We start from the raw sequence: 10,686 nt of genomic DNA, 5'->3' as shown, positions 1-10,686 counted from the left end.
CGGCAGCGTCCAAGGAACCGGCGGTGCATGAGCGCCGCCGGTTTTTTGTCGTGCCGATGATCGGTCGGTCTCGGATGACTGTCGCCCTGCATAGCCCCGTGATAGAGTGGGCGCCAGGACAGCATGACACGCTTTGTGTGTCAGCAGGCGAAGCTAGGGTTCATACTTCAACCTCTGCCGAATGATTCGCACAAAGGCGCAAAGATCGCCGATCGGACTGGTGGCGCTCGTTCTGGCACTGGTGCTGGCCCTGCACCTTGCCTATCAGCTTTCAATCGGCATCCCCCTACGCGCGCGAATCGAGCAGGAAGCGGCCGCTGAGAGGCTGCTGCAGCATAGCGCCTCATCCATCCTGCAAGACCCATCGCGCGGCGGCGAGTCAAACGCGGCGCACGTCCTCGCCGCCTCGGTCGTTCATCCGGGCCTCCTCGCAATCGGCCGACTCGACGAAGGTCGCTCGGCTCCGGTTGCCGTCGCGGAGCACCCCGCAGACCCGTCGACGACGACCCTCGACGCGATACCGGCCGACATCGCACAGGCGGCCGCAGACTCTCCCATGCAGCCGCACTTCCTCGTTCAACCCGAATCGGGATGGCTCATCGGCGTGATGAGTGTCGGGGCCACGAGCGCCGAGGATGAATCACCTGTCGATCCTGCTGCACTTGGCTCGGCGCCCCTGCTCTATCTGGTGATGGACCTGGCCGCGGCGGAGGATGCCGAGCGCCGCCGACTGCTGTCGTGGGCGGGCGTGTGGCCTTGGGTCGGATCGGTCGGACTCGCCCTCGTGTTGGCCCTCTCTGCGAGCCGCTATGCAGGCACGCGGACGGGGCCGCGATCCGGATCGAGGGTCCTTCCGAGCCGAGGAAACTCTGAAGCAGGCGAAGAGGCTCATTCCGAGTCCCCGAGAACGCGCCTCGCCGATGTCGACCACATTCTCGACATCGCCGCCGTGGTCCTGGTCGGATTGGATCTCGATGGTCGTGTCCGGCTCATCAACCGCAAAGGCTGCGAGGTCCTGGGACTCGACCGAGAGCAGATCGTCGGTCGTGATTGGGCGGAGTCCTTCGTACCCGAGCGTGAGCGCGACCAAGCCCGCCGGATCCTTGCGCGTGTGACGCTGGAGGCGGACGAACCATTGATCGCCGTGGAGGGTGCGATCCTCTGTGCGGATGGCTCGGAACGCCTGATCGAATGGAACAACAGCCGGATCCGCGACAGCGCGGGGCATCTGATCGGCGGGCTCGGCTCGGGCACCGACATTACCGAGCGCAAGCAGGCAGAGCGAGCGCTCTCCTATCTGGTCACCCTCGAGACCGTCCTGGTCGAGACCTCGCGATCCTTGGTGGCGGCCCCTGCCGACGCCGTCGGTCCCTTGGTGGAGAACGCCCTGGGAACCGTTGCGCGGCGCATGGGCGCGGAACGGGCGTATGTCTTCGTGCTGAGCCGCGACGGATCGAGCATGCGCAACACCCAGGAATGGAGCGCGAGCGGTCTCGGGCTTGCCGGCGCAGGCGCGCCGCCGGTGCCCACGTCGCTGATCCCGCGCTGGATGGAGACCCTGACGCACGGCGACGACATCCGTATCGACGACGTCACCAAGCTCCCCGAGACCTGGCGTGTCGACCGCGAGCAGCTCGAGCAGCTCGAGGTTCGGTCGGTGGCCGCGGTCGCCATTCGAGTGGCCGGTCGGATGGGCGGATTCGTCGCCATGGAGATGTTGAGCGACACGCGTAGCTGGCGTGACTCGGAGATGCGCGCGCTGGGGTTTCTCGGCGATCTGATCGGCGGTGCCTTCGAGCGACGCCGCAACGAGCAGAAACTGCTCGACAGCAGACGGCGGCTCGAAGAGATTGCCCTCTACGACCCTCTGACACGTTTGCCGAACCGGCGGCTCTTGGCCGAACGGATGGACGACGCGGTCGTGCGGGCCCGCGAGCAAGATCTCTTGCTCGGGGTCTGTTATCTAGACCTCGACGGCTTCAAGCCCATCAACGACACCCACGGGCATAAGATGGGCGACCGGGTGCTGGTGACGGTCGCCAGCCGGTTGCGTGGCTGCGTGCGCGAGGAGGACACGGTAGCCCGGCTCGGCGGAGACGAGTTCGTCCTGCTGATGAACCAAATCGAGTCGCTGGCGGACTGCGCCGCACTGCTCGAGCGCGTGCTCGCGTCACTTGCCCAACCCATCCTGATCGACGGTCACTCGCTCGCAGTGACCGGCAGCGCCGGTGTGACCCTCTTCCCGCAGGACGCAGGGGATGCGGATACCCTCCTGCGCCATGCCGACCACGCCATGTACCAGGCCAAGCAACAGGGCCGCAATCGCTATCAGTTCTTCAAGGCCGTCAAGGATCGGCCGGATCAGGCACACCAGCTTGAGCTGGTGCGCATCCGACAGGCCATCGAAGGCGACGAGCTGAGGCTGCATGTCCAACCCAGGGTCGACATGCCCTCGGGCCGGGTCGTGGGTGTCGAGGCTCTCGTGCGTTGGGAGCATCCCGAGCGCGGACTCCTGCCTCCGGGCGAGTTCCTGCCCCTCATGGAGGGCGACGAGCTGCTCCACGACCTGGACTGGTGGGTGATGGACCGGGCGCTGCGATTGCTGGAAGACTGGCAGAGCGCGGGACTGGATCTCACCATGAGCCTCAATCTCTCGGCCTGCTCGTTGCAGGACACCGGCTTTGTCGCCGCCTTGCAGGAGATGCTCGCGCAGCATCCGGGCGTCGATCCCGCATGCCTGCTGTTCGAGATCATCGAATCCGAGGCGTTGCGCGATATCGAAACCACCGCCTCGGTCATCCGTGCATGCGCCGTGCTAGGCGTCCAGTTTGCGTTGGACGGCTTCGGCAACGGCTATGCGTCCCTGACGGATTTTCGCTGTCTTCCGGCGCAGGTCGTCAAGATCGATCAGACCGTGGTCCGCGACATCCTGCGCTCGCGCGATGGCCGCAATCTGGTGAAGGGCGTCATCGGGATCGCCAACGCCTTCCAACGCGAGGTGATCGCCGAGGGCGTTGAATCCGCCGCGCACGGCCTGCTGTTGATGGATCTGGGCTGCACCCTCGCGCAGGGCTATGGCATCGCAGACCCGATGTCTCCGGAGCAGCTCGTCGCCTGGATCGAAGGCTTCCACCCGCCGCAGCTCTGGACAGACCGCCCCCATGTGGATTGGACAACCGAGGACCTATCGCTCTTGAGCCTGGAGGCGATCCATCGCGACTGGGTGAATCGTCTCGTGCGCCACGTCTGCACCGATACCGCAGCGAGACGGCCCGAGCTTCAACCCGAGCTATGCGACTTCGGGCTTTGGTACCTTGGAACCGGCCAAGCGCGCTACGGCGAGATGCCGAGCTTCCGCTCGCTCGACGCCCTGCACCGACAGGTTCACCGGCACGCCGGGCAACTGGTCGCGCTCGACCGCCTCGATCGCGAGGCACTGGCCGATCCGATCACGAAACTGCTGCAGGAGCGCGACGACCTGGTTGCGGGCATCCGATCGCTCCAGGCTGAAGTCCTCGAGCACGCACGCCGGGATGCAATCGTCTGAGCCGACGAACTAGCCTTGTTGCATGAGCATACGCAGGTCCATGAGTGCGGCGTTCGCCTTCGCAATGTACGAGGCCAACACCAGCGAGTGGTTGGCCAGGATGCCGTAGCCATCGCCGTTCAGGACCATCGGGCTCCCCATGGGTTTGGTCGCACCCTTGAGGTCTCGAATGATCTGCTGCAGCGAGATCTCTGCGTGTTTGGCTGCCAAGACAGCCTCGAAGTCGCTCGCAACCGCCTGCATCAGGTGAAAGAGTGCCCAACTGTACCCGCGAGCGCAGTAATAGACGTTGTCGACCTGATGCCACGGGGTCTGAATCGGGACCGGCTCCTCGTCGAGGAGTGCAACGTCGTCGCCGGCCCGTGGGATGCCGATGGCGGCCGCCAAGTCGCTGTCCGGGACACTGGAGCTCAAACGCACACCGAAGTGACCCAATCGTTTCTCGACCACCGCAAGATAGGCCGCGAGATTGTCGGCCCTGGCAAAGAACTGAGCGCGCGGCTGATCGCGCCCGCTCAAGTCCGACAAGTACCGCTCGAGGGCCTCGATCCCAAGTCGATATTCCGTCTCGGCCGAGGGCAGCACCCAGGATTTCGGGTCGATCGCGAAACGCAAATCCGCTTCTTTGACATCGGCATTTTCGACCGACTGACTCTGGGAGCGGCTGAAATCATTCCGCAGCGCGCGCACGAAATCGCGCAGTGCCATCAGGTTCCCGCATTCCCAGCTTTGGGTGTTGTCGAGAAAGACGCCGGGCGGCAGGCGATCGTTGTAGAGAAACCCACCGGGTTTCGTCAGGAGCGACTCGCCGATCCCGACCGCCATCGCAACCGTATGGATGCCCGAGGTCGCATCCCCGGCAGGCTTCCCGGGGTCGGTCATGGCCGCCGTGGCGTCATCCAAGGGTGTTGGATGCATGGACCAGTAAACACTCAGGGACACCAGGACGAGGCCGAGAAGACCGAGTAAGCCTAAGGTCGTCCGCCAAGGGATCCGGCGCGGTTCAGGCCGGGGGTCGGTGCTCGGCAATAGCGTGCCGGGCTCATGGGTCCGGGTCGATCGTGGGTGCTTCATCTGCATTTCCCGAGTAGATTCGATATGTCATAACATTATCAAGTTCTAATATTACGGACATTGAGGAAACGCAGGTGCTTACGCACGGCAGGATGTCCCGGGGTTCAACGCTCGAGCAGATAAACCTCGACACGGCGATTGCGCTGCCGGGCCTCGGCGGTCCGACCCTCGTCGATCGGTCGGGTCTCCCCCATCCCTACGATCTCGATGCGGTCGGCGTCGACACCTGTCGCAGCCAAGGCATCCTTGACCGACCGGGCGCGTTCCTGCGAGAGCTCGAGGTTCTTGGTTGCGCTGCCGGAACGATCCGTATGACCCTCGACACGCGCCATCAGATGGTCATGTCGCGCGAGGACCTCGGCAACGGCGTCGAGCCCTTCGGAACGCTCCAACGCAAGCTCGCTCCCGCCGACCGGGAAGCGCAACTCGGATTCGGTCAACGTCACCAAATGGCCGCGTTCGGTCGGACGCGCGCCGAGCCGCTCTAGATCCTCCCCCAACCGGTTCGCGAGGGATGCAGCGTCCACGGCAACCGGGTCGGTTTCGGCCGCGGCCGTTGCATCGCTCGCGGCGAGCATCTCGGCCAGGCGTTCGCGTTGCTCCGCAACGACGAGCGCGAACGTCGCCTGCTGCTCCGCCACCGCGACCAGTTCCTGCTCGAGCCGCCGGATCTTGGCTTCGGCATCGGTCAAACGCCCATCCAGTGCACCCGGATCAGCTTGGGCATCCGTCCCGAGGGGGGTCGAGACGGACTCCTCGGACCCCGCGACCGCGAGGGTCGCAACGGTCTCGGTCACCATCGGCTCGATCGTCGGCGGCTCGATCGTCGGCGGCTCGGTCGGCAGTGTCTGCGGCCCGCGCAAATAGGCGAACAGAAGTCCTGACGCGAACGAGAGGATCAGAAAAACCAAGGCATAGATCGAATTCGATCTCACCGCGGAGGCGATGTCGGACATGATGGCTCCTCGAGGACGGAATCGGTTCGGAGACTCGGCGACCGACGAAGGGGTCGACCGACTCGGGAGATGATCGGGGCATCGAGACGACGGATTCGCAAACCCATCGTCCCGCGCCAGCCCCATGGCGTCAGTGACCGGGAACGCAGATCCCGTTGCGCCGTACCGCAATGGCGGTGCGCGCCAACAACAAGGCGACGATGCCGGTCAGCAGGGTCATGAGACCGAGCCCGAGATAGCGGTAGATATCCTGTCCGGTGCGCTCGAACATCAAGAGACTCGCGATACCGATTGCCGCCAGCGGAAAGGAGTAGGCCCACCAGGAGAGGAAAAACCCGAGCTTCAGAAATCGGTTCGCCTGAGTGAACAGCAGCAAGGTCAAGAATAGACCGATGAAATAAAGCACACGCGCGAAGGCGTCGAGCTCCCCGACAAGTCGTGAATAGGCAATGAACCCGACAGCGGGCGGTGCGATCAGGATGAAGAGCGTCGGCATCAAACGCTCTTCGATCGGATGATGAAACAGCACCCGGTAAAAGATGATCGTCATCAAGATCAGCCAGAACAGCATTCCGATACTGAAGAAGAACCAGGAAATATCCTGATAGCCCAAAGGCACTCCGGCCACCGGCACCAAGACGTTCCCGACCGCCGGGATGAACCAGGCCGGATTCATATGATGCACCTGAAAGTGCTCATGATGGATCCAGACATTCACCACATACAGCGTAAAGACCAAATGCAGCGCTGTACCCGCCATCCAGAGCGCCCGGCTCACGTCAAGCGCAATCGGAAGAAAGGCGGTGGCGAGCAGGAGCAAGCTGATGGAGATAGTCGGAAAGAAGTTGAGCTTGACCGGATGGCGCAGCTCTTGGATCACGGCGTGCCGAAACAGCGCGAGCTTGGCCGTATACAGCAGTATCAGGACCATGAAGAGCGTGCTCGACACGCCGATCAACCAGGGGGTGATACCCAAGTCGAGAGCAAGGACCGTCTGAGCCTTCTCCCAGCCGATGGTGAGGCCCGACAGGCCCATCACCATCGCGAAGAAGGAGATCGGCAAGTGCTCCAACCGACCGGGAGGCGGAGTAGGAGTCTCCATGATGTGCAGACACCCTCGCTCAAAGAACCGACGGCATGGGCATGAACAAGAGAACGGCGAGCATGGTCGTGGTCGCGAGCACCGGTGCCCACAACCAGTAAGGCGTCGCTGCAGCTGTCGTGCGAGTCGAGGGTGTGACGATCCGGGTCTGCTGGGTCATGGTCTGGCTCCGATGATGCGTCGAGCAGGGTCGCCAAGCGCGTCGATCTTCGCGACCGAGGCACTCGACGTCTGCTCGGGAAATGAGGTTGATGCGCAGTCTAGGCATCGCCGCGGTGCGATGCATTGACAAATCTCAGACTAGACAGCTCGGGTTTACACGGCGCCGCAGCGCCCGATGCCCCTCGCAGTGCGGACACCCCGTCGGCGCTTTCGCCGCGGTCTCCGTTACCGGGATCCCGCGGGGCCTACGATCCGGCGGAAAATCGCAGGGGCTCGGTATATACTCGGCGCTCCGCCGACAGACCCGCTCATGACCGCCCATGCCCAAAGAGCCCCCCGCGACCCCCGACTTCGCCTTCAAGACGGCTGACCTCTCCGATCGATACGACCAACGCGTCCGCACCTGCGACCCGATCTTCCGGGATTTCGGCGGCCATGTCCGCTTCTGCGGGACGGTCGTGACGGTCAAGTGCTTTGAAGACAACACCCCGGTGAAGTCGACCCTCGCCGAGCCCGGCCAGGGCCGGGTCCTCGTGGTCGATGCCGGCGGCTCGATGCGCTGCGCGATGCTCGGAGACCTGATCGCAGCCGGCGCGGTAGAGCAAGGCTGGGCCGGGGTCATCCTCTACGGATGCATCCGCGACAGTTGCGACATCGCCGCCATGCCGTTGGGCGTCAAGGCATTGGGGACTCATCCACGCAAGAGCCAGCGGCGCGGCGAAGGCCAACGGGACATCACGGTCACGGTCGCCGGCGTGCGCTTCGCCCCGGGCGATCAGGTCTACTGCGACGAAGACGGCATCCTGGTGGCCGACGGGCCGCTGGATCTCGGCGACGATCGATCCGGATAGGCACAGCGAGGTAAGACCATGGCGTGGACCGAGGCGAAACAGATTGCCGAGGCGATCCTCGACGGATTCGGGCGTCACTACCGGCTGTTCCGCGAGATCACCGGCGGGGCGCGAGGACGCTTCGAGGGGGCGGATTGGCCGGCGGTGCAAGCCGCGGCGCGCGAGCGGATCAGCTACTACGACGAGCGGGTCGGCGAGACGGTCGCCCTGCTGCGCCGCGAGTTTCATCTGCGCGACCCGACCGACATCCTATGGCGCCGCGTGAAGATCGAGTACATGCGCCTGCTGCCGCTGCACCACCAACCCGAGCTCGCCGAGACCTATTACAACTCGGTGTTCTGCAGGCTTTTTGATCGGCGCTATTACAACAACAGCTACATCTTTGTGTGGCCGATGATCTCGACCGAGCACCTCGAGGCCGAGATCCCGATCTTTCGACCGTACTACCCGGCACGCGACGGCTTCGCGCGGGTGATCGCACGCATCCTCGGCGACATGGGTTTTCAGCGTCCCTTCCGAAATCGCCGGCACGACATCCGCTGTCTGATGCGCGCCGTGCGGGACCGCTTCCCGCGCAGGCGCGCGCTGCATCAGAACTTCCAGCTCGCCGTTCTCTCCGAGCCTTTCTACCGCAACAAGGCCGCCTACATCATCGGCAAGGCGATCAACGGGGCGGATCAGATCCCGTTCGCGATCCCGATCCTCAACGACGAGGGCCACGAGGACGCTCCCGGTGGACTCTATGTCGACACCCTACTCTCGGGCGGGGACGAGATCTCGGATGTCTTCAGCTTCTCGCGCGCCTATTTCATGGTCGACACCGAGGTGCCGGCCGCCGTGGTCGATTTCCTGCGCCCCTTGATGCCGCACAAGGGCAAGGCCGAGCTCTACACCGCCATCGGTCTACAGAAGTTCGGCAAGGCGGAGTTCTATCGCGACTTCCTCAAACATCTGAGGTACTCGGCCGACGATTTCGTGATCGCCCCCGGGATCCGCGGAATGGTGATGTGCGTCTTCACGCTTCCATCGTTTCCCTTCGTCTTCAAGGTCATCAAAGACCGTTTCCCGCCTCCGAAAGAGATGACGCGAGAGACCGTCAAAGAGAAATACCAGCTGGTGAAGCTGCACGATCGCGTCGGGCGCATGGCCGACTCCTGGGAGTATTCACACGTCGCCTTTCCGCGGCACCGCTTCTCGGCCGCCCTTATCGAGATGCTGGAGACCGACTGCGCGAAGAGTCTGGAATCCGACGGCGATCAGCTCATCATCAAGCATCTCTATATCGAGCGGCGCATGTCGCCGCTGAATCTCTATCTGCATACCGCCGACGACGAGGACATTCGGCACGCCATCGGCGAATACGGCGACGCGATCAAGCAGCTCGCAGCGGCCAACATCTTCCCCGGCGATTTCCTCTTCAAGAACTTCGGCGTAACGCGTCAGGGTCGCGTCGTCTTCTACGACTACGACGAGCTCTGCTATCTGACCGAGTGTCACTTCCGTGAGATCCCGCCTGCACCCTACCCCGAAATGGAGATGGCCGAAGAGGTCTGGTACAGCGCCGGTCCGAACGATGTCTTCCCCGAGGAATTCGAGACCTTCTTGCTGACCGACCCGCGGATCCGCAAGGTCTTCCGCGAGCTGCACAGCGAATTGTTCGACCCGGCCTGGTGGCGGGCACGCCAGGAGCACATTCGGGCGGGCCATCTCGAGGACGTCTTTCCCTATGCCGAAGAGCGACGTTTCGCTCGCGCCGACCGGGTCGAGCCCGATCGGAACGACGAGGAACCTCGGCAATCGTCGGCCATCTCAAGCGAAGGCACCAACTGCGTCCGAGCCGCATGACGACAAGGGGAACCGTAGCGCACACCGTCGCTCGGCAGCCCCGTTGCACCGCAGAGGAGACTGGAACGATGAAGACGCCTTCGATTCGGATCAATCGGCTGGCCTGGAGCCTGCTGCTGTTCAGCACGCTTGTCGCGGCCGCAAGCGACCAACCCGCCGAGCTTGCCCCCGGGATGCAGAACCCCGGCTATCACGAGCAACCCGACTGGTTCAAGGCGTCCTTTCTGGATCTCCGCGAGGATGTCGCCGAGGCCACTGCGCAGGACAAGCGTCTAGTTCTTTACTTCTTTCAGGACGGTTGTCCCTATTGCGCCAAGCTGTTGCAGGAGAACCTCGCCGATCAGTCGATCGCCCGTCTGATGCAGGGGAGTTTCGACGTTGTCGCCATTAATCTCTGGGGCGATCGGGAGGTGACCGGCTTGTCCGGGGAGCTCACCACGGAGAAACAACTCGGCGCGGAGCTTAAGGTCCAGTTTACGCCGACAATGTTGTTGCTCGACGAGGCCGGGCAGGTCGTTCTGCGGATCAACGGCTACTTCCCGCCCCATCGCTTCAAGGCCGCACTCGACTATGTCGCCGAGCGCCGGGAGCAGGTCGGCGAGTCTTTCGCCGACTATGTCGCCGGACTCGATTCGGCCGAGGCCAAGGGCACCTTGCATACGCAGGAAGGATTCCTGACGGCCCCGTTCCGACTCGCCGATAACCGCGATACCTCCATGCATCCATTGGTGGTGATGTTCGAGCAGCCCACCTGCCGCGACTGCGACGAGCTGCACGCGGACATTCTAAAACGCGAGCCGGTCGCCTACTCGCTGAGCGCCTTCGACGGAGTGATTCTGGATACCTACTCGCGCGACCCCGTCCAGACGGTCGACGGCCGCGAGATCCCGATCCGCGACTGGGCCGCGGAGCTCGACATCAAGTACACACCCAGCCTGGTGTTTTTCGATGCCGCCGGGCGCGAGGTGTTCCGCACCGAAGGTTACTTCAAGGCATTCCATATCCATGGTGCGCTCGACTATGTCGCGACGGGCGCCTACCAGTGGCAGCCGAGCTTCCAACGCTACCTTGCGGCACGCCGCGAGGCATTGGACGCGCTCGGGATCGAGGTCGATCTGATGGATTGACCTCGGCTACAGCGCGCCGGTC

At 63.6% G+C, this 10,686-nt stretch carries 8 protein-coding genes; 4 read left to right on the top strand and 4 right to left on the bottom strand.

Annotated features, from left to right (window positions below):
* The first annotated feature begins 220 nt into the window (after positions 1–220).
* Positions 221–3,547 carry an EAL domain-containing protein gene (locus GPT33_RS00370; protein ID WP_296804755.1) on the top strand — a complete coding sequence of 1,109 codons (3,327 nt, stop codon included), beginning with the start codon at positions 221–223 and terminating at the stop codon, positions 3,545–3,547.
* Between the two features lie 9 nt (positions 3,548–3,556).
* Here the strand turns inward: GPT33_RS00370 and GPT33_RS00365 are convergent, their stop codons facing one another.
* From GPT33_RS00365 to GPT33_RS00350, 4 genes are all read right to left on the bottom strand, one after another.
* Positions 3,557–4,621, bottom strand: a complete 1,065-nt coding sequence (locus tag GPT33_RS00365) for a DUF2333 family protein (RefSeq protein WP_296804753.1) — start codon at positions 4,619–4,621, stop codon at positions 3,557–3,559.
* 104 nt (positions 4,622–4,725) lie between these two features.
* Complete coding sequence (locus tag GPT33_RS00360) at positions 4,726–5,577, bottom strand: OmpA family protein (protein ID WP_296804751.1); 852 nt, start codon at positions 5,575–5,577, stop codon at positions 4,726–4,728.
* Positions 5,578–5,707: 130 nt separating this feature from the next.
* The gene (locus tag GPT33_RS00355) at positions 5,708–6,679 is read right to left on the bottom strand and encodes an SLAC1 anion channel family protein (RefSeq protein WP_296804749.1); all 972 of its coding nucleotides are present in this window, start codon (positions 6,677–6,679) and stop codon (positions 5,708–5,710) included.
* A 19-nt stretch (positions 6,680–6,698) separates the two neighbouring features.
* Positions 6,699–6,839: a hypothetical protein gene (locus tag GPT33_RS00350; RefSeq protein ID WP_296804747.1), complete on the bottom strand. Its 141-nt coding sequence runs from the start codon at positions 6,837–6,839 to the stop codon at positions 6,699–6,701.
* Between the two features lie 322 nt (positions 6,840–7,161).
* Here GPT33_RS00350 and rraA point away from each other — a divergent pair, with 322 nt between their 5' ends.
* From rraA to GPT33_RS00335, 3 genes are all read left to right on the top strand, one after another.
* On the top strand, positions 7,162–7,692 hold the full coding sequence (rraA, locus tag GPT33_RS00345) for a ribonuclease E activity regulator RraA (protein ID WP_296804745.1): 531 nt from the start codon (positions 7,162–7,164) through the stop codon (positions 7,690–7,692).
* An 18-nt stretch (positions 7,693–7,710) separates the two neighbouring features.
* Positions 7,711–9,537 carry a bifunctional isocitrate dehydrogenase kinase/phosphatase gene (gene aceK / locus GPT33_RS00340; RefSeq protein WP_296804743.1) on the top strand — a complete coding sequence of 609 codons (1,827 nt, stop codon included), beginning with the start codon at positions 7,711–7,713 and terminating at the stop codon, positions 9,535–9,537.
* Between the two features lie 68 nt (positions 9,538–9,605).
* Positions 9,606–10,664: a thioredoxin fold domain-containing protein gene (locus GPT33_RS00335; RefSeq protein ID WP_296804742.1), complete on the top strand. Its 1,059-nt coding sequence runs from the start codon at positions 9,606–9,608 to the stop codon at positions 10,662–10,664.
* Positions 10,665–10,686 lie beyond the last annotated feature (22 nt).

The organism is Thiocapsa sp. (genome assembly GCF_011390875.1).
GTDB lineage: Bacteria > Pseudomonadota > Gammaproteobacteria > Chromatiales > Chromatiaceae > Thiocapsa.
The sequence above is the reverse complement of the archived record's forward strand: the minus strand, read 5'-3'. Positions and strand labels throughout refer to the sequence as shown.

Excerpts from the sequence above, each read along its gene's own strand:
- GPT33_RS00365 (WP_296804753.1), bottom strand. The coding sequence starts at position 4,621 with ATGAAGCACCCACGATCGACCCGGACCCATGAGCCCGGCACGCTATTG.
- GPT33_RS00360 (WP_296804751.1), bottom strand. The coding sequence starts at position 5,577 with ATGTCCGACATCGCCTCCGCGGTGAGATCGAATTCGATCTATGCCTTG.
- GPT33_RS00355 (WP_296804749.1), bottom strand. The coding sequence starts at position 6,679 with ATGGAGACTCCTACTCCGCCTCCCGGTCGGTTGGAGCACTTGCCGATC.
- GPT33_RS00350 (WP_296804747.1), bottom strand. The coding sequence starts at position 6,839 with ATGACCCAGCAGACCCGGATCGTCACACCCTCGACTCGCACGACAGCT.
- rraA (WP_296804745.1), top strand. The coding sequence starts at position 7,162 with ATGCCCAAAGAGCCCCCCGCGACCCCCGACTTCGCCTTCAAGACGGCT.
- aceK (WP_296804743.1), top strand. The coding sequence starts at position 7,711 with ATGGCGTGGACCGAGGCGAAACAGATTGCCGAGGCGATCCTCGACGGA.
- GPT33_RS00335 (WP_296804742.1), top strand. The coding sequence starts at position 9,606 with ATGAAGACGCCTTCGATTCGGATCAATCGGCTGGCCTGGAGCCTGCTG.